We start from the raw sequence: 22810 nt of genomic DNA on the forward strand, positions 1-22810 counted from the left end.
AACGCCCGGTCACATTCCGAACCCGGAAGCTAAGCCCTCCAGCGCCGATGGTACTGCACCCGGGAGGGTGTGGGAGAGTAGGACACCGCCGGACATCTTCTCGGTTTAGGGCCACCCCCATGGGGGTGGCCCTAAACGCATTTGTGGCCCGATCGCGTCACCCTGAACCGGGGCAGCGCGTCAGCCCGCCGGCCGTTAGCGTCACGCGAGTGACGGCGCCCACCGGGGGCACAGGGCCCAACACCGCACGACCGGACCACATCGCCACCGAGAGCGCCAGGTCAGGGCTGTGGCGTAGCCGGGACTTCAGCGTGTTCTGGGCGGCGCAGACCGTGTCGGTGCTCGGCGACGGGTTCGCGTCGGTGGCCGTACCGCTGCTGGTGCTCCAGGTCACCGGGTCGGTGGCGCTGATGGGCCTGCTCACTGCCGTCGCGGGGGTGGCGTCGGTGGCCACGGCCGTGTTCGCCGGGGTACTGGCCGACCGGGTGGACCGGCGTCGTCTGCTGATCTGTGGTGACCTCGCGCGGGCGGTGCTGTTCGCGGCCGTACCGGTGACGTGGCTGTGGGGACCGCAGCTCTGGCTGCTCTATCTCGTGCTGCCGGCGAGTGCCGCCGTGGGGATGGTGTTCCGGGTCGCGTACGTGGCGGCGGTGCCGGGGCTCGTCGACGTCGGGCGGATCACCGAGGCCAACGGCAAGCTGTCGGCGAGCTATGCGGTCGCCGGGATCGGGGGACCGCTGGTGGCCGGCCTGGTGGCGGCGCGCTTCGGGTACACCACCGCCGTGGCGGTGAACGCCGCGAGCTTCGCCGTGTCGGCGCTCGGGCTGACCGCCGTACGGCTGCGGCAGGCGCGCCGGGAACGGACCGCGACGACCCTGGCGGCACTGCGGGGCGAGCTGCTGGACGGTGCCCGGTTCCTCTGGCGGCATCCGGTGCTGCGGAGCCTGACGCTGCTGCTGTCGGCGTTCCTGTTCCTCACCTACGGGCTCGACGACGTGCTGATCTATCACGTCGGACACGACCTGGGCGGGTCGGAGCGTACCGTCGGCGCGGTGTTGGGGCTCGCCGCGCTCGGCACGGTCCTCGGCTCGCTGGTGGTGGCGCCGTTGCGCCGACGGATCGGGTTCGGGCCCACCTGGTCGGGCAGCATGGTGGTGGCGGGCGTGGCCGTCGCGGCGGTCGGGTCGGCGGGTACGGTGCCGGCGGTGGCGGCCCTGGCGGCGGTGTACCTCGGCGGGGTGGCGATCGGTGCGATCTGCTCGTTGTCGCTGCGACAGGAGGTGACGCCGAATCATCTGCTCGGCCGGGTCACCTCGGTGTTCTGGGCGACCCACTACGCGCTCGGCCCGATCGGCGCGGCGGTGGTGACGTGGGGCGCGCAGGGGTACGGCGTACCCCTGGTGTGTCTGCTCGCCGGTGCGGGATGCGTCCTGGTCGGGCTCGCGGCGCTCGCCACGCCGGTGGCGTGGGCCGGCGGGCGGTGACCAGGCGGCGGGCGTCAGTGCCGGGTCTGCACGGCCTCGCGGATCTGTCGCAGCAGCCCGGCGGACTCGTCGATCGAGCGGGACGGGAACATGGCGAGCACCACGCTGCCGTGGTCGGCCCAACCGCAGACCGCGAAGTCACCGCCCTCGCCGCTGGTGCTGCCGCACTTCATCACCCCGGCGAGCCGGCCCGGGGAGACGGTGCGTAGGCCGTCGATCGCGCCGGTCTCGTCGCCCATCAGCGTGAACAGGCTCTCCAGATCCCGCTCCGGTTGCCACAGCAGCGTGGTGCCGCCGAAGAGGAGCACCGAACGGGTGCTGTCGGCCGGGTCCTGGTAGACCGCGCCGAAGCTGCTGTCCAGCCGGATGTCGGCGGCGAGGCCGCTACGCAGGTAGTCGGCGGTGCTGACCGCGCGGTCGCTGGTGTCCTGGCGCAGGCCGGCGACCTCACCCGGAGTGCTGATCCGGGCGTCCTTCTGCTGCATGATCCGCCAGCCCCAGGAGCCCAGGGTGCCGACGCCCGCGAACACGAGGACCGCGATCAGGGCCACCGCGATCCGCCAGCGCCGGGACCGGACGGCACGCCGTTCGGGGCCGGCCGCCGCCGCGGGTTGGTCCAGCTCGATGGGCTCGGCGGTCAGGTCGACCAGCGGGGTGCCGTCGTCGAGGTGGTGGAGGCTGCGGCGCGCGTCGGACATAGCCGACACCGTACGCGAACCACAGGTGGCGCACGTCGGGTCCGCCGAAGCGCTCCGTAGACTTCGAGGGTGACCGAGAACCTGGATGCCCGACGCCTCGATGCCCCGACCCTCGCCGGCCAGTACCAGCCCGGCGAGGTAGAGCAGCGACGGTACGAGCAGTGGGTAGCCGACGGTCGCTTCCGGGCGTCGGCGGAGAGCGAGCGGCAGCCCTTCACCATCGTCATCCCGCCACCGAACGTGACCGGCTCGCTGCACATGGGCCACGCGCTGGACCACACCGTGCAGGACGCCCTGGTGCGGCGTAAGCGGATGCAGGGTTTCGAGGCGCTCTGGCTGCCCGGCATGGACCACGCCGGCATCGCCACCCAGAACGTGGTCGAGCGGCAGCTCGCCGCGCAGGGCCTGTCCCGCCACGACCTGGGCCGGGAGAAGTTCGTCGAGCGGGTGTGGCAGTGGAAGGCGGAGTCCGGCGGAGCCATCCTCGGCCAGATGCGCCGTCTCGGTGACTCGGTGGACTGGGACCGCGAGCGTTTCACCATGGACGAGGGCCTGTCCCGCGCCGTGCAGACCATGTTCAAGAAGCTGTACGACGACGGCCTGATCTACCGGGCTAACCGGATCATCAACTGGTGCCCGCGCTGCCTGACTGCGCTCTCCGACATTGAGGTGGAGCACTCCGACGACGACGGCGAGCTGGTCTCGATCCGGTACAGCGACGACGTGGTGGTGGCCACTACCCGGGCCGAGACGATGCTCGGTGACACGGCGGTGGCGGTGCACCCGGACGACGAGCGGTACCGGCACCTGATCGGCACCGAGGTCGAGCTGCCGTTGACCGGGCGGCGGATCCCGATCGTCGGGGACGCCCACGTCGACCCGTCCTTCGGCACCGGCATGGTGAAGGTCACCCCGGCGCACGACCCGAACGACTTCGAGATCGGGCAGCGGCACGACCTGCCCGCGCTGACGGTGATGGACGAGCGGGGTGTGATCACCGCGCCCGGCCCGTTCCAGGGGCTGGACCGGTTCGAGGCCCGCCCGGCGATCGTCGCGGCGCTGCGCGAGCAGGGCCGCATCGTCGCCGAGAAGCGGCCGTACGTGCACGCCGTGGGGCACTGCTCCCGGTGCCGCACCACGGTGGAGCCGCGGCTGTCGTTGCAGTGGTTCGTGAACACCTCGCCGCTGGCGAAGGCGGCCGGTGACGCGGTGCGTGACGGGCGGGTCCGGATCGAGCCGGCGGAGCTGGCCAAGCGCTACTTCGCCTGGGTCGACAACATGCACGACTGGTGCATCTCTCGCCAGCTCTGGTGGGGTCACCGGATCCCGGTCTGGTACGGCCCGGACGGCGAGGTGGTCTGTGTCGGACCCGATGAAGAACCGCCGAGCAGCTCCGGTGACGGTCAGGGGTGGCACCAGGACGAGGACGTGCTGGACACCTGGTTCTCCAGCGGTCTGTGGCCGTTCTCCACGCTCGGCTGGCCGGAGCAGACCCCGGACCTGGCCAAGTTCTATCCGACCAGCGTGCTGGTGACCGGCTACGACATCCTCTTCTTCTGGGTCGCCCGGATGATGATGTTCGGCCTGTACGCGATGGACGGCAAGCAGCCGTTCGACGTGATCGCCCTGCACGGCATGGTCCGTGACGAGCACGGCAAGAAGATGTCCAAGTCGTTCGGTAACGTCGTCGACCCGCTGGACTGGATCGACCGGTACGGCGCCGACGCGACCCGCTTCACGCTGGCCCGGGGCGCCAACCCGGGCGGGGACGTGCCGGTCAGCGAGGAGTGGTGCCAGGGCTCGCGAAACTTCTGCAACAAGCTCTGGAACGCCACCCGGTTCGCCTTGATCAACGGTGCGCACGCGAGCGGGCCGATGCCGGCCGCCGACAAGCTGTCGACCGTCGACCGGTGGATCCTGTCCCGATTGGCGCACGTCACCGCCGAGGTCGACGAGCAGTTCGAGGCGTACGAGTTCGCCAAGGTCTGTGACCTGCTCTACCACTTCGCCTGGGACGACGTCTGCGACTGGTACGTCGAGCTGAGCAAGCCGGTGCTCGCCGGCGGCGGTGAGGCGGCCGAGGTGACCCGCCGGGTCCTCGGTCACGTGCTGGACCATCTGCTGCGGCTGCTGCACCCGGTGATCCCGTTCGTCACCGACGAGCTGTGGACCGCGCTGACCGGCGGCGAGACGCTGCTCACCGCGGCCTGGCCGGCGGCCGACCGGGCGCTCGTCGACGACGCCGCCGAGGCGGAGGTCGCCACCCTGCAACGGGTGGTCACCGAGGTCCGTCGGTTCCGTTCGGACCAGGGCCTGCGCCCGACCCAGCGGGTCGCCGCCCGGCTCGACGGGCTGGCCGGCGCCGGTGTGGCGGCGCACGAGCCGCTGATCCGGTCCCTGGCCCGGCTGGACGCGGCCGGCGACGACTTCCAGGCCAGCGCCACGCTGGCCATGCCGGGGGAGGTCAGCGTCGCGCTGGACACCCGGGGCTCGATCGACGTGGCCGCCGAACGCGCGCGGCTGACCAAGGACCGCGCGGCGGCGGAGAAGGAGGCCGGGCAGGCCCGGGCGAAGCTGGACAATCCGGCGTTCGTCGGCAAGGCCCCCGAGCCGGTCGTCGCCAAGATCCGTCAACGACTGGCCGTCGCCGAGGCCGACCTGGCCCGGATCGACGCCGCACTGGAGGCGTTGCCCTCGTGAGCGACGACCGTACCGAGAACACCGAGCGCGGCCGGGGCCGTGGCGACCGGGCCGCGCACGCCGCCTTCGCGCAGGCGGAGGCGGAGCTGGCCGGGCGCGGCTTCACCCGGATGGTCTTCGAGCTGGACCGCATCTCGTCCCTGCTCGACCTGCTGGGCAGCCCGCAGCGGGCGTACCCGTCGATCCACCTGACCGGCACCAACGGCAAGACCTCCACGGCCCGGATGATCGACTCGCTGCTGCGGGCGTTCGGGTTGCACACCGGCCGGTACACCAGCCCGCACCTGGAGACCGTCCGGGAGCGGATCAGCCTGGACGGCGAGCCGGTGGACGAGGCCCGGTTCGCCTCGGTCTATCAGGAGATCAAGCCGCTGGCGGAGCTGGTGGACGACCGGTCGGCGGAGCCGCTGACCTACTTCGACATGACCACCGCGCTGGCGTTCGCCACGTTCGCCGACGCGCCCGTGGACATCGCCGTGGTCGAGGTGGGTCTCGGCGGTGCCGAGGACGCCACCAACGTGATCCAGGCCGGGGTGTGCGTACTCACCCCGATCGGTTTGGACCACACCGAGTGGCTCGGCGACACGCTCCAGGACATCGCGGTCGCCAAGTCCGGCATCATCCACCCGGGAGCCACGGTGATCTGCGCGGCGCAGGAGGAGGAGGCCGCCCGGCCGATCCTGCAACGCTGCGCCGAGGTGGGCGCGACCGTCGCCCGCGAGGGCTCCGAGTTCGGCGTGCTGCGTCGGGCGGTCGCCGTCGGCGGGCAGGTGCTGACCCTGCAAGGTCTGGGCGGGGTGTACGAGGAGGTGTTCGTCCCGCTGCACGGCGCGCACCAGGCACAGAACGCGGCGCTGGCGCTGGCCGCCGTCGAGGCGTTCCTCGGCGCCGGCGCGCGGCGGCAACTGGACCTGGAGGCGGTCCGGGAGGGCTTCGCCACGGCCAGTTCGCCGGGCCGCCTGGAACGGGTGCGGACCGCCCCGACGATCCTGTTGGACGGCGCGCACAACCCGCAGGGGATGGCGGCCACGGTCACCGCGTTGCAGGAGGAGTTCGCGTTCAGCAAGCTCGTCGCGGTGGTGGGCACGCTGGCCGACAAGGACGCGGCCAGCCTGCTGGAACTGCTGGAACCGGTGGTCGACCAGGTGGTCGTGACCAGCAACAGCTCGCCCCGGGCGCTGCCGGCCAAGGAGTTGGCCGCGCTCGCCGCCGAGGTGTTCGGGCCGGACCGGGTCGAGGTCGCCGAGGAGATGCCGGACGCGATCGAGACGGCGGTGGCGTTGGCCGAGGAGGACGTACCGGGTGAACTGGCCGGGGTCGGGGTGCTGGTCACCGGCTCGGTCGTGACCGTGGCCGACGCCCGCCGACTGCTGAAGCGATGAGCGGGCCCACCGGCCCGGCCCGGCCGGACGAGACCCCCGAGACCATCACCGGTGGCGGTGCCGGATCGGGGCAGCCCGAGGGCGTTCCCGGGACGGACGGTGACGGCCCGCCGGGGCAGCGCCGGTCCGGGCTGCGTGATCCGCAGCGGGCGGTACGCGGACTCGGCGCGGGCACCCTCGCGCTGGAGGCGCTGGTGCTGCTGCTGGCGATCCAGCCGATCCGGGTGGTCGGCGGTGACCTCGGCGGTCCGGCGCTCGCGGCGGTGATGACGCTGGCCGTGCTGGCGGCGCTGCTGGCCGGGCTGATGCGCCGGCCCTGGGCGTGGCAGGCCGGCACCGTGTTGCAGGGGTTGCTGCTGCTGTCCGGGCTGCTGCACTGGGCGCTGTTCGCGCTGGGCGTCATCTTCGCGCTGGTGTGGGCGTACGCGTTGCACGTCCGCCGGGTGATCCTGGGCTGACCGGCGTCCGTGCCGGCCGGCGGGTCACGCCTCGGCGCGTTCCCGCCACTGGGTCAGCGCGATACCGTGCCCGTCCGGGTCGCGGAACGCCGCCGCCCACACCTCCAGCTTGGTGCCCCGGTTGACCACCCGGGGCGCGTAGGTGAAGCGGACGCCCGAGTCACGCATCCGCTCGTAGGCCGACTGGATGTCGTCGACGTCCAGGTTGACGTGCACCAGCCGCCGGTTCATCGGCTGGGCGCCGGTCACCTCGCGCAGCACCAGCCGGGTGGCCCCGGAGGCGAGGACCGCGTTGCCGTTGCCCCGGTCGACCTCGCGGAAGCCGAGGCGGTCCCGATAGAACTCCAGCGATCGGGGCAGCTCGGTGACGAGCAGCGTGATGCCCACGCCGCTGATCGGGGCGGCCGGGTCGGCGGCGTCCGGGTCGAAACCGAAGATCGCCTCGTCCAGCTCCCGGTCGTCGACCGGCAGATCGTCGGCCCCGGCGGTGTCCCCGGCGTCGGTCGCCGTGTCTTCGTCGGTCGGCGTACTCGGTGTCGCTGCCGTGCCTGAGGCGGACGCGGTGCTCGGGGTCGCCGCCGTGCCTGAGGCGGACGCGGTGCTCGGGGTCGCCGCCGCGTGGATCGGCTCGTCCTCGCGTGGTGCCGACCGGGTGCGCTCGCCGGTCACCGGGTACGGGTCGTCCAGCGGCAGGTCCAGGGGGTCGAGGGGGCCCGTCGGGGCGGGCGGCGGGGCGGCCGGTCGCCCGACGGTCGGCGCGGTGCCGGGGCGGTCGTCGAGCGGCAGGTCGGCGAAGAGGTCGGTCTCCTCCGGGGCGGTGGCGGTCGCCGCGAACCGCTCCTCGGCCGGGGTGCGCGGCGCGGGCGTGGCACGGCGGGGCAACGGGCTGTCGCTGCTCTGCTCGACCACGGTGCCCTCCAGCACCACCGGTCCGCCGGGGCGCTGGCGGACCCGGATCGGGTCCCGGGGCTCGACCGGCTCGATCGGGTCGTCGCGGAGCGGAGCGCCGAGCGGGTCGCCCAGCGGGTCGTGGAAGTCGTCCTCCGGCGGCCGGTCGGCCCACGGCGGGGCCTGCTGCCCGATCAGCACCTCGTCCGGCGGGACCTGCCCGGTGAACTCGTCGGCGAACTCGGGCGGCAGGTCGGCGGTGCCGGCCTCGGCGTGGGTGGGCACCTCGTCCCAGAGCACCCGCACGTGTCGCGGGTCGTCCAGCGCCACCCGGATCGGCAGCGTCTGGCCCAGCGAGGGCCACTTGGCCACCGGCACCCGAGGCTCGATGATCTTCTTGGACCGGGGCGGGAGCCCGGGTGCGTCGATCACGAGCTGGAGTTCGCAGCGGCCGAAGGCGTACTGGGTGGGTGGCTCGGAGGCGCTGTGCACGTGCCCGGCGCCGACGACCCAGGTGCGCCCGCCGCCGCGTACGGTGGCCAGCGCGATCGCCAGCACCAGCAGGGCGACACCGAGCGCCACGATGGCCCAGCTCGTCATGCCCAGCCCGAACAGCACGACGAAAGCGGCCACGGTGCCGAGCACCGCCGCGATCAGTTTGCGTACCGGTGCGATGGGTCGGTTCCCGCCGTTCGCCACAGTGGACCTCCCGGGTGGTCAGGGCCAGGCTAGGCCGGATCGGGGGCCGGGGGAAGGTCCGACCACCGCGCCGGGGCCGGGACCGGGTCGCTAGGCTGACCGTACCGAGCCTGACCGGCTTCCGCCCTGAGGAGGAACCCAGCGTGTCCAGCAGCAGCCCGGACGAGCGCACGCTCGTACTGATCAAGCCCGACGCGGTCCGCCGCGGCCTGGTCGGCGAGATCGTCTCCCGCTTCGAGCGTAAGGGGCTGCGGATCGACGCGATGGCGTCCCGGACGATGGACGGCGCGCTGGCCGACGAGCACTACGCCGAGCACGTGGACAAGGCGTTCTATCCGCCGCTGAAGACGTTCATGACCAGCGGTCCGTTGGTCGCGCTGGTGCTCTCCGGCGACCAGGTGATCGACGTGGTGCGGGGCCTGATCGGCGCCACCGACGGACGCAAGGCCGCCGCCGGCACCATCCGGGGTGACCTCGCGCTGTCCAACCGGGAGAACCTGGTGCACGCCTCCGACTCACCGGACAGCGCCAAGCGCGAGCTGGCGCTCTGGTTCCCCGAGCTGGGCTGACGACAGCCTCCCCGAGCTGGGCCGACGACAGCGGCGAGCCGGCCCGTCGCCGGGCCGGCTCACCTCGTCCAGGGCAACTTGTCCGGGTTGGCCACCAGGAAGATGTCGGTGATCCGACCGTCGGCCGTGCCGAGCGTGATCGCGTACCGGGCGCCGCCGGCGGTGACCACCACGGCGGCCGGCTGACCGTTGAGGTCGGTGCGGTGCACGGTGAGCGGCCAGCCCTTCTCCCGGACGCCGAGCAGGAACCGGACCACCCGGTCCGCCCCGGTGATCGGGTTGCGGGCGGCGCTCACCCGACCGCCGCCGTCGCTCCACGCGGTCGCGTCGGCGGCCACCAGCTCGGTCAGCCGCCGCAGGTCGCCCTCACCGGCGGCGGCGACGAACGCCTCCAGCAGTCGCTCCTGCTCCGCCCGGTCGGCGGTGAACCGGCGCTGCTCGCGCCCGATCCGGGTGGCGGCCCGGTGGTGCAACTGACGGCAGTCCTCGGCGGAACGGTCGAGCAGCTCGGCGATCTCGGCGTACGGCAGCTCGAACGCGGTGTGCAGGACATAGACGGCGCGCTCCGGCGGAGTGAGCCGCTCCAGCAGGTGCAGTAGCGCGGTGGAGAGCGAGTCGCGCAGTTCGGCGCGCTCCAACGGACCGAACGGCGACGGTGTCGTCGGTACCGGCTCCGGCAGCCACTGCCCGACGTACGCCTCCCGGTTGGCCTGCCGGGCTCGCAGCCGGTCCATGGACAGGTGGGTGACCACCCGGGACAGGTAGCGACGTGGCTCGGCGACCCGGCTCCGGTCGACGCGGGCCCAGCGCAGGTAGGTCTCCTGGAGCACGTCCTCGGCGTCGTACCGGCTGCCCAGCAACCGGTACGCCAGGCCGAGCAGCATCGGCCGGTGCGCGTCGAGCGCACCGGCCGCCTCTGCCGCCTCGGCCGGGTTCAGTCGTCCGACGGGAGATCGTTGCGGAAGGTCACCGCGATCCGGTTCCACACGTTGATTGTGGCAATCGCCAGGACCAGATCGGCGAGTGCCTTCTCCGGCCAGACCTTCGCCGCGTCCTCCCACACGTCGTCGGGCACCCCGTGCTCGCCGAGCCGGGTGACCGCGTCGGTCAGCGCCAGCGCGGTGCGTTCCCGCTCGTCGAAGAAGGGCGCCTCGCGCCAGGCGGCCACCGCGAACAGCCGCCGGCTCGACTCACCCGCGCCGAGCGCCTCCTGGCTGTGCATGTCGACGCAGAACGCGCAGCCGTTCAGGATCGACGCGCGCAGCTTCACCAGCTCCAGCACGGTGTGGTCCACGTTCGCCCGGACGTACTTCTCCAGCCCCATCACGGCGCCGAACGCCTCCGGCGCCACCTTGGCCACGTTCATCCGCTGCATGACAACCCTCCCGGTATCTCGCTCCGACACCACCACGACGGGCGGGGCGTGTCGGGGCGTGACAGGTCGACGCTGTGACGCCCGTCATGCGCTCGGTGACGCTCGGTGGGGCGGGGTTATCGGGAGGAGGGTGACGGGCGGCGTGGGTATCATGGGTGGGTATGGCGATGATCCGGCTATCACCGGTGAGCCTCCGGAAGAACGGCCGGGTCGCCCCGGCTCAGTAGAACCGGACGGGTCCGGCCCGTCACAGCCGGCCAACGAGCGGGTGGTCGTACTCCGACCACCAAGCGGGGTGGTACCGCGGGCCCGGCCCGGGGCGTCGGTGACGGCGTACCGGTGACGGCTCGTCCTCGCAGACCCACACGACAGTGAGCGTCAGCGAGGAGAGCGACCCCCGATGGCCTATCCGTTGCACGACCCGACCGCCACCGGCGTCCCGGCCAGCCCGGACCTGCCCGCGGTCGAGCGCCGGGTGCTGGAGCACTGGACGGCCGACAAGACCTTCGAGGCCAGCGTCGAGCAGCGTCCCGCCTCCGGCCGGCAGTCGTCCGCCGGCGGCGGCTCCGCCGACAACGAGTACGTCTTCTACGACGGCCCGCCGTTCGCCAACGGTCTGCCGCACTACGGCCACCTCTTCACCGGGTACGTCAAGGACGTGGTGCCGCGTTACCAGACCATGCGCGGCCGGCGGGTGGAGCGGCGTTTCGGCTGGGACTGCCACGGCCTTCCCGCCGAGGTGGTGGCCGAGAAGCAGCTCGGCATCACCAGCAAGGCGGAGATCCTCGACCTGGGCGTGGCCCGGTTCAACGAGGCGTGCCGCACCTCGGTGCTGGAGTTCACCCAGGACTGGGAGCGGTACGTCACCCGGCAGGCCCGCTGGGTCGACTTCGCCAACGACTACAAGACCCTCGACCTGGACTACATGGAAAGCGTCATGTGGGCCTTCAAGACCCTGCACGACAAGGGTCTGATCTATGAGGGCTTCCGGGTGCTGGCGTACTGCTGGCGGTGTGAGACGCCGCTGTCGAACACCGAGACCCGGATGGACGACGTCTACCGGGACCGGCACGACCCCACGTTGACCGTGTGGTTCGCGCTGACCGCCGACGAGTCCGCGCCGGAACTGCTCCGGGGGCCGGTCCGGCTGGGCGTGTGGACCACCACGCCGTGGACGCTGCCGTCGAACCTGGCGCTGGCCGTCGGGCCGGACATCGAGTACGCGGTGCTGGAACGCGACGGCGAGCGGTACGTCGTCGGCGCCGGGCGTCTCGGCGCGTACGCGAAGGAGCTGGAGGGATACCAGCAGGTCGGCACGGTACGCGGCGCCGACCTGGTCGGGCGGCGGTACACCCCGCTGTTCGACTTCCTCACCGAGCAGGCCGGACCGCAGGCGTACCAGGTGCTCGGCGCGGAGTTCGTGACCACCGAGGACGGCACCGGGATCGTGCACCTCGCCCCGGCCTTCGGCGAGGACGACCAGAACGTCTGCAACGCGGCCGGCATCCCGACCATCGTCACGGTGGACGACCACACCCGGTTCACCGGGCTGGTCCCGCCGTACGAGGGCGAGCAGGTCTTCGACGTCAACAAGCCGGTGATCCGGGAACTCAAGGAACGGGGGGTGGTGCTGCGGCAGGACACCTACACCCACTCGTACCCGCACTGCTGGCGCTGCGACACCCCGCTGGTCTACAAGGCGGTGTCGTCGTGGTTCGTCGCGGTGACGACGTTCAAGGACCGCATGGTCGAGCTGAACCAGCAGATCAACTGGACGCCCGGACACATCAAGGACGGCTCGTTCGGCAAGTGGCTGGCCAACGCGCGGGACTGGTCCATCAGCCGCAACCGGTTCTGGGGCTCGCCCATCCCGGTGTGGCGCTCGGACGACCCGAACCACCCCCGGGTCGACGTGTACGGGTCGCTGGAGGAGATCGAGCGGGACTTCGGCGTACGCCTGACCGACCTGCACCGGCCGGCGGTGGACGACCTGGTCCGCCCCAACCCGGACGACCCGACGGGCCGGTCCATGATGCGCCGCGTGCCGGAGGTGCTGGACTGCTGGTTCGAGTCCGGCTCGATGCCGTTCGCCCAGGTGCACTACCCGTTCGAGAACCGCGACTGGTTCGAGAACCACTACCCGGGTGACTTCATCGTCGAGTACATCGGGCAGACCCGGGGCTGGTTCTACACCATGCACGTGCTGGCCACCGCGCTGTTCGACCGGCCGGCGTTCCGTAACTGCCTCAGCCACGGCATCCTGCTCGGCTCGGACGGGCGCAAGATGTCCAAGAGCCTGCGCAACTACCCGGACGTCTACCACGTCTTCGACTCGTACGGGTCGGACGCGATGCGCTGGATGCTGATGTCGTCGCCGGTGCTGCGGGGCGGGGACATGCCGGTCACCGAGTCGAGCGTGCGGGACGCCGTGCGGCAGGTGCTGCTGCCGCTCTGGAACGTCTGGTACTTCTTCTCGCTGTACGCCAACGCGGACGGGTACCAGGCGCGGCGCAAGACCGACGCGGTGGCGACCGACGCCGGCAGCCTGCTCGACCGGTACGTGCTGGCCAAGACCAACGAGCTGGTCGACACGGTCGGCGCGCAGATGGACGCGTACGACATCTCGGGCGCCTGCGCCACCGTCCGGTCCTACCTGGACGCGCTGACCAACTGGTACGTGCGTCGTTCGCGGGACCGGTTCTGGGCGGGTGACACCGAGGCGTTCGACACGCTCTGGACGGTGCTGGAGACGCTGTGCCGGGTGGTGGCACCGCTGGCGCCGCTGACCGCCGAGGAGATCTGGCGCGGGCTGACCGGCGAGCGGTCGGTGCACCTGACCGACTTCCCGCGCGCCGAGGACTTCCCGGTCGACCACGAGCTGGTGGCCGCGATGGACGCCACCCGGGCGGTCGCCTCGGCGGCACTGTCGCTGCGCAAGGCCAAGGGCCTGCGGGTCCGGCTGCCGCTGGCGAGGCTGACCGTGGCCAGCCCGGCGGCCGCGCAGCTACGACCCTTCGCCGACCTGGTCGCCGACGAGGTCAACGTGAAGGAGGTCGTCTTCACCGACGAGGTGTCGGCGTACTGCCAGCAGGTGCTCACCGTGGTGCCCCGGGCGCTCGGGCCCCGGGTCGGCAAGCAGGTGCAGCAGGTGATCAAGGCGGTCAAGGCGGGGGAGTGGGAGTTGGTCGACGGCGCCCCGGTCGCCGCCGGGGTCACCCTGGCCGAAGGCGAGTACGAGCTGCGGCTGGTCGCGGCCGACGCCGAGCACTCCGCCCCGCTGCCCGGCGGTGAGGGGGTGGTGGTGCTGGACACCGTGGTCACCCCCGAACTGGCCGCCGAGGGGCTGGCCCGGGACGTCGTACGGGTGGTCCAGCAGGCCCGCCGCGATGCCGACCTGGACGTCTCGGACCGGATCGTGGTGTCGGTGTCGGCCTCGGCGGAGGTGCGCGCGGCGGTGTCCGGGTACGCCGAGTTCGTGGCCCGCGAGGTGCTGGCGGACAGCGTCGACTTCGCCGACGATCTGGACGGCTTCGCCGGTGAGGTCGGCGAGGGCGAGCAGGTGACCGTCGCGGTGCGTCGCGTGTGAGCTGATGAGTCGACGTTAGGAAGGGTCCCCTTCTATACACCAGGCGTTAGTAGGGGACCCTTCCTTACATCTCATCCAGCCTGCGGACCGGCACCACCTCGCGCAGGTCGGTGTGCGACGGTCCGCTACGGTGACACCGCCCCTACCCCACTCGATCCGCCGGAGGACCAGTGCCGCTGCTCTACACCATCGGCAGGTACACCGTGGCCCCGGCGCTGCGGCTGGCCTTCCAACCGAACGTGGAGGGGCTGGAGCACATCCCGGCGTCCGGCGGCGCGATCTTCGCGGGTAACCACCTGTCCGTGGCCGACGAGTTGTTCCTCGGCACGGTGGTGCCACGGCACCTGGCGTTCTGGGCCAAGTCGGACTACTACAAGGGCACCGGGGCGAAGGGCGCGTTCCACCGGTTCGTGCTCAACGGCCTGGGTGCCATCCCGGTCGAGCGGGCCGGCGGGCGGGCGGCGTTGACCGCCTTCGACGCGGCGATCCCCGCTCTCCAGGGCGGCGAACTGGTCGCCATCTATCCCGAGGGGACCCGCTCGCCGGACGGCCGGCTGTACCGGGGGCGCACCGGCACGGCCCGGCTGGCGCTGGCCGCCGGTGTCCCGATCATCCCGGTGGGCATGATCGGCACCGACAAGGTGCAGCCGATCGGCGCCCGGATGCCGCGACCCGGACGCGCGAAGATCACCGTACGGTTCGGCAAGCCGCTGGACTTCACCGGCCGCCCGGCGGACCGCACGTCGCTGCGGGAGATGACCGACGAGCTGATGGCCGAGATCCAGAAGCTCACCGGCCAGGAGTACGTCCCGCGCTACGCCCCGCCGCGCGCGAAGCCGCCGACGCCGGGCGGTCCGGCCACGGGTGAGTCGACTCCGGGTCAGCCGACTCCGGGCGAGCCGACCGCCGGCTGAGCGAGGGACCGAGGCGGCCCCCGCTCAGCCGCCGTTCGTCGAGACGATCTGCCGCCGCATCGTGGCGAGCAGTTGCGCGCTGTCGTCCACCGAGAGACCGGTGAAGACCGCGCTGGTGATGCTGCCGTGGTCGACCGAGGTGCAGACCACCACCCCGACGCCGTCGACGGTGCCGACGGCGCACCGCTCGTGCCGTCCCCGTACGCCGGTCTCCACGACCTGCGCCTCGCCGAGCGAGTACTGCTGGGTGAGCCGTTCGATCTCGCTGTCGGCGTCGGCCGAGGGGGCGAAGCGGAAGCCGGTGCCGCCGAAGACGGTGACCTGCTTGCCGGCGCTGGTGGCATAGATACCGGCGAAGGTGCCGTCGGCGAGCAGGTGCGCCTGCCGCACCTGTGACTCCAACTGCCGGGCGGCCTGCGTACTGCGGTCGTCCTGGCGGAGCTCCAGGTCGGCGACCTGGCTCGGCAGTGAGGCGCTCGCCGGGTACTGGCTGGCCATCGGGACCCCGTAGTAGGCCGGGCAGCCGCAGCAGCAGGCGATCGTCAGCAGCAGCATCCACGGCCAGCGGCGGCGCTTGCGGCGACGGGCGTACCCCGGGGGCGCCTGCCAGCCCGGCGGCGGCGCGGGAGGCCCGGCCTTGCGGCCCCGCCAGCCCCGGACCGGCGGTGGAGCGACCGGCTGCGGTGGTGGCGGAGCGTGTCGCACCGGCGGCTGCGCGGCCGGCTGCGGACGACCCTGCGCCGCCGGCGGCCGCATCGGCGCGGCGGGTGCCGGCGGGGCGGGGCGGCCGGCCTGCGGCGGGTACGCGGCGGGCTGGTGTGCCGGTGGCGCGGGTGAGACCGGCGGTGGGTACGCGGCCGGTTGGTGTGCCGGTGGGGCGGACGACACCGGCGGTGGGTACGCGGCGGGCCGGTGCGCTGGCGGCGCGGGTGGGACCGGCGGCGGTACGGGGGTGTAGGACCGGGTCGCCGGCGGTGCGGGGTAGGACAACGTGGGAGGCGGCAGGGCGGGCATGTCCGACGAGGGCAGATGCCAGCCGCTGGTGTCGACGCCGGCCCACGGGTCCACCGGGGTCTGGTGCTCCGGCGCGTCGGCCGGCGCCACCGGTGGCAGCAGGGTGGGCTCGGCGGACTGGCCCCAGACGCGACGGCGCGGCGGTGGCGGCGGTACGGCGGCCGACCCGCTCCAGCGCGGCGCGGGCTCCTCCACAGCCGTCGCATCGGGCACGGGCGTCGCCTCGGGCATCATCCGGGTGCCCTGCGGACCGACCTCGGGAGGCGGTGCCACGGTGGTACGCGCGTCGTCCTCGGACGGCGTCGAGTCGTGCCCCCCGTCGGCCTCGTCGACGGGCCGGGTCGAGTCGGCCTCGGTCACCGGCCGGGTCGAGTCGATCTCGTCCACCGGCTGGGTCGGGTCGGGCGCGGTTCCGGCCCGGGTGGGGGCGACCTCGGCTCGGGTCGGGTCGGGCTCGACCCGCGTCTGATCAGGCGCGACCTCGGCCCGGGCGGGCGCTGCCTCGGCTCGGGTCGGGTCGAGCGGTGCGGCTGGTGGGGTGGGGCGGGACGGTTCGGCGGGACTGGTCGGGTCGGCGTCGCCGACCGGCTGGGTCTCGTCCGCCGCCGAGGTGGTGGCAGGCGGTGCGGGGTCGAGGGTCTGCTCCTGGGTGACCGCTGACTCCCCGTTCCGGTGTGTGTCCGGACGGTTCCCGTCGACCGGCCGGTCTGCTCCCGGCTGCGGCTCCGGCATCGCGGCAATCTCCTCTCACGCCGACCCGAGGTTAGTACCGGGGTGCCACCGGGGCCGAACCAGGCCGGTACCCACGTCCGTGCCCACGCCCGGTGACGGTGGGCGGTGACCACCGGTCGCCGGTGCGGACGAGGACCGATTCCGCTGGTGCCCTCCGCGGCCAGGTGTGGCGTGGTGGCCGGTGGGCGGGCGCGTACCCTTGGGCATCATGAGCGTCCCGTCCACCACTCCGCGTGCCGTCGCGGCCAATTGCGTCTGGCCCCGGCTGGAGCCGCTGCTGCCCCAGGTGACCAAGCCCATCCAGTACGTCGGTGGCGAACTGGGTGCGGTGGTCAAGGACTGGGACTCCGCGACCGTGCGCTGGGCGTTGATGTATCCGGACGCGTACGAGGTGGGCCTGCCCAATCAGGGCGTCCAGATCCTCTACGAGGTGCTCAACGAGCTCCCCGACACGCTCGCCGAGCGGACGTACGCGGTCTGGCCGGACCTGGAACGGCTGATGCGTACCCACGAGGTGCCGCAGTTCACCGTCGACGCGCACCGCCCGGTCGGTGACTTCGACCTGTTCGGCGTCTCGTTCGCCACCGAGCTGGGCTACACCAACCTGCTCACCGCGATCGACCTGGCCGGCATCCCGCTGCTCGCGGCCGACCGCACCGACGCCGACCCGGTGATCGTGGCCGGCGGGCACGCCGCCTTCAACCCGGAGCCCATCGCCGACTTCGTCGACGCCGCCGTGCTCGGTGACGGCGAGGAGGCGGTCCTGGAGATCACCGCGATCGTCCGGGAGTGGAAGGCGGAGGGCTCGCCCGGTGGCCGGGACGAGCTGCTGCTGCGGCTGGCCCGCACCGAGAGCGTCTACGTGCCGCGCTTCTACGACGTGGACTACCTGCCCGACGGCCGGATCCAGCGGGTCGTGCCGAACCGGGCGGACGTGCCGTTCCGGGTGCACAAGCGCACCACGATGGATCTGGACGCCTGGCCGTACCCGCGCAAGCCGCTGGTCCCGCTGGCCGAGACGGTGCACGAGCGGTACGCGGTGGAGATCTTCCGGGGCTGCACCCGGGGCTGCCGGTTCTGCCAGGCGGGCATGATCACCCGCCCGGTGCGGGAACGGTCCATCACTACGGTCGGGCAGATGGTGCAGCAGGGGCTGGAGTTCTCCGGCTTCCACGAGGTGGGCCTGCTGTCGCTGTCGTCGGCCGACCACTCCGAGATCGGTGACATGTGCTCCGGCCTCGCCGAGCAGTACCAGGGCACCAACGTGTCGCTGTCGCTGCCGTCGACCCGGGTGGACGCGTTCAACATCGATCTCGCCCAGGAGCTGTCCCGCAACGGCCGCCGGACCGGTCTGACCTTCGCCCCCGAGGGCGGGTCGGAGCGGATCCGCAAGGTGATCAACAAGATGGTGTCGAAGGACGACCTCATCCGCACCGTGGTCACCGCGTACACCAACGGCTGGCGGCAGGTGAAGCTCTACTTCATGTGCGGCCTGCCCACCGAGACCGACGAGGACGTCCTCGAGATCGCCGACATGGCCCACGAGGTGATCCGGGCCGGTCGGGCCGCCACCGGCTCGAAGGACATCCGCTGCACGGTCTCCATCGGCGGGTTCGTGCCGAAGCCGCACACCCCGTTCCAGTGGGCGTCCATGCAGCGCCCGGAGGTCATCGACCACCGGCTCAAGCTGCTCAAGCAGGCGATCAACGCGGACCGTTCGCTGGGCCGGGCGATCGGCTTCCGCTACCACGACGGTGAGCCCTCGCTGATCGAGGGACTGCTGTCCCGGGGCGACCGCCGGGTCGGCGCGGTGATCCGCCGGGTGTGGGAGAACGGCGGCCGGTTCGACGGCTGGAGCGAGCACTTCTCGTACCAGCGCTGGGTGGAGGCGGCCACCGAGGTGCTGCCCGGGTTCGGGGTGGACCTCGACTGGTACACCACCCGCGAGCGAGAGGAACTGGAGGTCCTGCCCTGGGACCACCTGGACTCCGGCCTGGACAAGGACTGGCTCTGGCAGGACTGGCAGGACTCCCTCAGCGAGTACGAGCAGGACGACTGCCGCTGGACACCCTGCTTCGACTGCGGCGTCTGCCCGGCCATGGACACCGAGATCCAGATCGGCCCGACCGGCCGGAAGCTGCTCCCGTTGACCCCGGTCAACGGTCTGAAGCTGCCCACCGGCGCGCAACAGTGACCCCGGGGCCCCGGGTGGGGCCCGACACCGAGGAGCAGGACGATCAGTAGGAAACCTCAGCCCGAGGGCGGCCAGGCGCCGGTCGTCCAGCGCGTCCGCATCCGGTACGCCAAGCGCGGCCCGCTGCGGTTCACCTCGCACCGGGACTTCGCCCGGGCGTTCGAGCGGGCGCTGCGCCGTGCCGGCGTACCGGTGGCCTTCTCCCAGGGGTTCACCCCGCACCCGAAGATCTCGTACGCCAGCGCCGCGCCGACCGGCGTCGCCAGCGAGGCGGAGTACCTGGAGATCGGCCTGCGCGAGCCGGTGGACCCGGCGCAGTTGCGGGAGGCGCTGGACACGGCGCTCTCGCCCGGCCTCGACGTGCTCGACGCGGTGGTGGCCACCGGCAGCGGCCTGGCCGACCGGATCCAGGCGTCCCACTGGCGGATCGAACTGCCGGAGGTGGACCCCGAGGTCCTGGCCAAGGCGGTGACCGCGTTCCTGGCCGCCGACGAGGTGCTGGTGGAGCGGATGACCAAGCAGGGGCGGCGGACCTTCGACGCCCGCGTCGCCGTCACCCGGATCGATATGATCACCTCGTCGGCGACGCCTTCCGTGGCCCCGGCCGTACCGTGTGCGATACTCGAACTGGTCGTGCGGCAGGTCACCCCGTCCGTACGGCCCGATGACGTCCTTTCCGGCTTCCGCGTGGTGGCCGGCCTGGAGCCGCCGGTAGCCCCGAAGGTGACCCGGCTGGCTCAGGGCACGCTGACCGCGCAGGGTGCGATCGTGGATCCGCTGGACGCGGACCGCGACGGGGCAACCATCGGCGGGCGCTGACCGACGGTCGGTGCTCAGACAGGCAGACTTCGCCGGTCGCGCACGCCCGTGCGCCCGGGGAAACACCTTTGCGGCGACCCTGCGTGGCAGCGCTCACCCGCGCCCGGGGCAGCCAGAACTGGAGAACGTCCATGCTCGAGAACGAGCCCGAGGGCGGCGAACGGACCGGTGCGAACCCGGCCGGCGAGACCGCTGACGACAGCACCACCGGCACGGCGGGCGCCGCACCGGCGGCCCCCGACGCGTCGGGGGAGACCTCCGGCACCGTGAGCGGCGCGGCCGACCTGGGCAGCCCGTCCGCCGCCGAGGCACCGCCCCGCAGGCGGGCCACCCGTCGCCGGGCCACCCCGGTCACCCAGGCGGAGCAGACCGACGCCCCGATCGAGGCGTCCGGCACCCCGACACCGGGCAGCTCGGAGGCCCCGCAGGCGGAGGTCTTCGCCCCGGTCTCCGGTGACCTGGACGAGGCGCCGAAGACGCCCCGGCGACGCCGCAAGGCCACCACCGCGTCGAAGGCCGCCGAGGAACCGCTGGCCGCAGCCGAGGTCGAGGCGGCCGGTGGGGACGTCGTACCACCGGTCAAGGTGACGCGTACCCGTCGGAAGAAGGCGACCCCGCCGCCGGCCGAGGTCCCGGCCGTCGCCGAGGAGACGGTGGCCGAGGAGCCGGCACCTGCGGCCGGTACCGACTTCGGCTCGGCCGCGCTGCCTACCGAGGGCGCCGCGCCGGTGGAGTCCACCGAGACCGACCCGGCCGAGCCGGTGACCCCGCAGGGGGAGGCCAAGACGGAGGAGGCCGCGACCGAGCCGGCACCGGAGCCCCGGTCCCGCCGCCGGCGTGCCGCGCTCACCGCGCCGACGGTGCTGTTCATGGCGCCGGAGGAGGTCACCGCAGCCCGCGCCGCCAGTGCCGCCGCCGCTGCGGCCGCTGCCGCACCGGCCGCCGAGGAGGAGCCGACCGAGGAACCGGCCGAGCCGACCCGGCGTCGCCGTCGGGGTCGTCGGGAGCCCGAGCCGGAGCCCGCCGCCGAGGTGGAGGTCGAGGTCGAGGAGGAGCCCGCCGCGGAGGCCGAGGAGGCCGCCGACGACGAGGACGAGGACGGCTCGGGACGGCGTCGCCGTCGGCGTGGCCGCCGGGGCCGGGGCCGGGGCAAGGGCGGCGCCGAGGACCTCGACGACGCCGAGGAGAACGAGGCCGAGGAGGCCGCCCAGAGCGACGCCGACGAGGCCGAGACCGAGTCGGACGAGAGCGGCGACGAGGGCGACGGTGACGGGATGACCCGGCGTCGGCGTCGTCGCCGCCGCCGGGGGGCCGGCGACACCGACGGCGGTGCCGACGACGGCGTACCCACCGTGGTGAAGATCCGGGAGCCGCGCCGCACGGTCGACGAGGTGCAGGGCGTCTCCGGCTCGACCCGGCTGGAGGCCAAGCGGCAGCGCCGCCGGGACGGCCGCGAGCAGCGCCGGACCCGCCCGCCGATCCTGAGCGAGTCGGAGTTCCTGGCCCGCCGCGAGGCGGTCGACCGGGTGATGGCGGTACGCCAGCGCGGCGACCGCACCCAGATCGCCGTCCTGGAGGACGGTGTGCTGGTCGAGCACTACGTGACCCGCAACTCCGCCGCGACCATGGCCGGCAACGTCTACCTCGGCAAGGTGCAGAACGTGCTGCCGAGCATGGAGGCGGCGTTCGTCGACATCGGCCGGGGCCGCAACGCGGTCCTGTACGCGGGCGAGGTCAACTGGGACTCCACCGGCCTGGAGGGGCGGGCACGCTCGATCGAGCAGGCGCTCAAGTCCGGTGACTCGGTGCTGGTGCAGGTCACCAAGGACCCGATCGGGCACAAGGGCGCGCGGCTGACCAGTCACGTCGCGCTCTCCGGTCGGCACCTGGTGTACGTGCCCGGCGGCAACGCCTCCGGGATCAGCCGCAAGCTGCCGGACACCGAGCGCAAGCGGCTGCGTGACGCGCTCAAGAAGCTGGTGCCGGACGGTGCGGGCGTGATCGTCCGGACCGCCGCCGAAGGGGCCAGCGAGGACGAGCTGGCCCGCGACGTCAAGCGGCTCCAGGCGCAGTGGGAGGACATCCAGGCCAAGTCCACCGAGGGCGGTGCGCCGGTGCTGCTCTACGAGGAGCCGGACCTGGTCATCCGGGTGGTCCGGGACCTGTTCAACGAGGACTTCCGCGAGCTGGTCATCGAGGGCGACCAGTCGTACGACATGGTCGAGTCGTACCTGTCGCACGTCTCGCCGGACCTGGTCGCCCGGCTGCGCCGGCACGCGGGCACCACCGACGTGTTCGCCGCCTACCGCATCGACGAGCAGATCCTCAAGGGGCTCGACCGCAAGGTCTTCCTCCCCTCCGGTGGTCACCTGGTGATCGACCGGACCGAGGCGATGACCGTGGTCGACGTCAACACCGGCAAGTACACCGGCGCGGGCGGCAACCTGGAGGAGACGGTCACCCGCAACAACCTGGAGGCGGCCGAGGAGATCGTCCGCCAACTGCGGTTGCGCGACATCGGCGGCATCGTGGTGATCGACTTCATCGACATGGTGCTGGAGTCGAACCGGGAGTTGGTGCTGCGCCGGTTGACCGAGTGCCTGGGCCGGGACCGTACGAAGCACCAGGTCACCGAGATCACCTCGCTGGGTCTGGTGCAGATGACCCGCAAGCGGATCGGTGCCGGCCTGCTGGAGGCGTTCAGCGAGACCTGCGACTGCTGCAAGGGCCGGGGCCTGGTCATCCACACCGAGCCGGTGCCGGAGAAGCCGCGCTCCGGCGGCACGGAGAAGGTGAAGGCGGTCGCCTCGGTCGCGCCGGCCGCCGAGCAGACCAGCGGCTCGTCGCGGCGTCGGGGTCGCAAGAGCGCCGCCGAGCGGACCGTGGTCGAGGTCACCGACACCGAGGAGACCACCACCGCCACGGCCGACGCCGACTACCACGACACGATGGGCTACGACCTGTCCCGGTACGAGACGGACACCCCGGCCGCCCCGGACGTGGCCGACAGCCAGCAGGGCGAGTCGGCCCGGCTGGCCGCTCCGGACGACCCGGACGCGCTGGGCGAGAGCGACGAGGAGGAGGGTGCCGAGGGTGGCACCGGCCGCCGTCGCTCCCGCCGTGGTGGCGCGCGCCGCCGTACCCGACCCTGACCAGGTGGCGGTGAGCCGGACCCGGTCCGCCGCCCCGACGTCGACGAGCCCCGCCCGCGGTGACATCCGCCGGGCGGGGCTCCGGCGTATCGTGATGCCGGTGCGGCCCGGCGGTTGACGCCACGGCCGATGACGCCACGGCCGGT

14 protein-coding genes, 1 rRNA gene and 2 pseudogenes are annotated in these 22810 nt (G+C 72.7%); 11 read left to right on the top strand and 6 right to left on the bottom strand.

Features of this window, described 5'->3' with window-relative positions; translation table 11 throughout:
- Positions 1-94 (top strand): 5S ribosomal RNA (gene rrf, locus ACIBO1_RS26350); the annotation flags it as partial.
- A 115-nt stretch (positions 95-209) separates the two neighbouring features.
- Entirely contained in the window at positions 210-1484 is a 1275-nt protein-coding gene (locus ACIBO1_RS26355; RefSeq protein ID WP_396751045.1) for an MFS transporter, read from the top strand.
- 14 nt (positions 1485-1498) lie between these two features.
- On the opposite strand, the gene ACIBO1_RS26360 is transcribed toward ACIBO1_RS26355, so the two are convergent.
- Positions 1499-2182, bottom strand: coding sequence for a hypothetical protein (locus ACIBO1_RS26360; protein ID WP_396751047.1), 684 nt, complete (start codon positions 2180-2182; stop codon positions 1499-1501).
- Positions 2183-2251: 69 nt separating this feature from the next.
- Between ACIBO1_RS26360 and ACIBO1_RS26365 the strand changes: the two genes are divergently transcribed.
- The 3 genes from ACIBO1_RS26365 to ACIBO1_RS26375 all read left to right on the top strand — a co-directional run bounded on the left by ACIBO1_RS26365 (position 2252) and on the right by ACIBO1_RS26375 (position 6722).
- Complete coding sequence (locus tag ACIBO1_RS26365) at positions 2252-4882, top strand: valine--tRNA ligase (RefSeq protein ID WP_396751049.1); 2631 nt, start codon at positions 2252-2254, stop codon at positions 4880-4882.
- Positions 4883-4992: 110 nt separating this feature from the next.
- Positions 4993-6264: a folylpolyglutamate synthase/dihydrofolate synthase family protein gene (locus ACIBO1_RS26370; RefSeq protein WP_350699820.1), complete on the top strand. Its 1272-nt coding sequence runs from the start codon at positions 4993-4995 to the stop codon at positions 6262-6264.
- Positions 6261-6722 (top strand): DUF4233 domain-containing protein, encoded by a 462-nt coding sequence (locus tag ACIBO1_RS26375; RefSeq protein ID WP_396751051.1) that lies wholly within the window; start codon positions 6261-6263, stop codon positions 6720-6722. The genes ACIBO1_RS26370 and ACIBO1_RS26375 overlap by 4 nt, the downstream gene beginning before the upstream one ends.
- A 24-nt stretch (positions 6723-6746) precedes the next feature.
- On the opposite strand, the pseudogene ACIBO1_RS26380 reads toward ACIBO1_RS26375, so the two are convergent.
- Both ACIBO1_RS26380 and ACIBO1_RS26385 read right to left on the bottom strand, forming a co-directional pair.
- Positions 6747-7175: pseudogene (locus tag ACIBO1_RS26380) on the bottom strand (VOC family protein); the annotation flags it as partial.
- 198 nt (positions 7176-7373) lie between these two features.
- Positions 7374-8309: pseudogene (locus ACIBO1_RS26385) on the bottom strand (glyoxalase/bleomycin resistance/dioxygenase family protein); the annotation flags it as partial.
- Between the two features lie 143 nt (positions 8310-8452).
- Between ACIBO1_RS26385 and ndk the strand changes: the two are divergent.
- A complete protein-coding gene (ndk, locus tag ACIBO1_RS26390; RefSeq protein ID WP_396751053.1) occupies positions 8453-8878 on the top strand; it encodes a nucleoside-diphosphate kinase in 426 nt (141 codons plus the stop codon).
- Positions 8879-8937: 59 nt separating this feature from the next.
- Here ndk and sigJ read toward each other — a convergent pair whose 3' ends face one another.
- Together sigJ and ACIBO1_RS26400 are read right to left on the bottom strand one after the other, a co-directional pair.
- Positions 8938-9864, bottom strand: coding sequence for an RNA polymerase sigma factor SigJ (sigJ, locus tag ACIBO1_RS26395; protein WP_396751055.1), 927 nt, complete (start codon positions 9862-9864; stop codon positions 8938-8940).
- Positions 9813-10253 (bottom strand): carboxymuconolactone decarboxylase family protein, encoded by a 441-nt coding sequence (locus ACIBO1_RS26400; protein ID WP_396751057.1) that lies wholly within the window; start codon positions 10251-10253, stop codon positions 9813-9815. Before ACIBO1_RS26400 ends, sigJ begins: the two co-directional genes overlap by 52 nt.
- A 400-nt stretch (positions 10254-10653) precedes the next feature.
- Between ACIBO1_RS26400 and ileS the strand changes: the two genes are divergently transcribed.
- Together ileS and ACIBO1_RS26410 are read left to right on the top strand one after the other, a co-directional pair.
- Positions 10654-13839: an isoleucine--tRNA ligase gene (gene ileS, locus ACIBO1_RS26405; RefSeq protein ID WP_396751059.1), complete on the top strand. Its 3186-nt coding sequence runs from the start codon at positions 10654-10656 to the stop codon at positions 13837-13839.
- 170 nt (positions 13840-14009) lie between these two features.
- A complete protein-coding gene (locus tag ACIBO1_RS26410) occupies positions 14010-14753 on the top strand; it encodes a lysophospholipid acyltransferase family protein (RefSeq protein WP_396751061.1) in 744 nt (247 codons plus the stop codon).
- Between the two features lie 24 nt (positions 14754-14777).
- On the opposite strand, the gene ACIBO1_RS26415 is transcribed toward ACIBO1_RS26410, so the two are convergent.
- Positions 14778-16499 (bottom strand): hypothetical protein, encoded by a 1722-nt coding sequence (locus tag ACIBO1_RS26415; RefSeq protein WP_396751063.1) that lies wholly within the window; start codon positions 16497-16499, stop codon positions 14778-14780.
- Positions 16500-16707: 208 nt separating this feature from the next.
- Here ACIBO1_RS26415 and ACIBO1_RS26420 point away from each other — a divergent pair, with 208 nt between their 5' ends.
- From ACIBO1_RS26420 to ACIBO1_RS26430, 3 genes are all read left to right on the top strand, one after another.
- Positions 16708-18693, top strand: coding sequence for a TIGR03960 family B12-binding radical SAM protein (locus ACIBO1_RS26420; RefSeq protein ID WP_396751065.1), 1986 nt, complete (start codon positions 16708-16710; stop codon positions 18691-18693).
- A gap of 99 nt (positions 18694-18792) precedes the next feature.
- Positions 18793-19512, top strand: coding sequence for a TIGR03936 family radical SAM-associated protein (locus ACIBO1_RS26425; protein WP_396751149.1), 720 nt, complete (start codon positions 18793-18795; stop codon positions 19510-19512).
- Between the two features lie 131 nt (positions 19513-19643).
- On the top strand, positions 19644-22664 hold the full coding sequence (locus ACIBO1_RS26430) for an Rne/Rng family ribonuclease (protein WP_396751067.1): 3021 nt from the start codon (positions 19644-19646) through the stop codon (positions 22662-22664).
- Positions 22665-22810 lie beyond the last annotated feature (146 nt).

It is taken from the genome of Micromonospora sp. NPDC049903, assembly GCF_044460945.1.
Lineage (GTDB): Bacteria > Actinomycetota > Actinomycetes > Mycobacteriales > Micromonosporaceae > Micromonospora.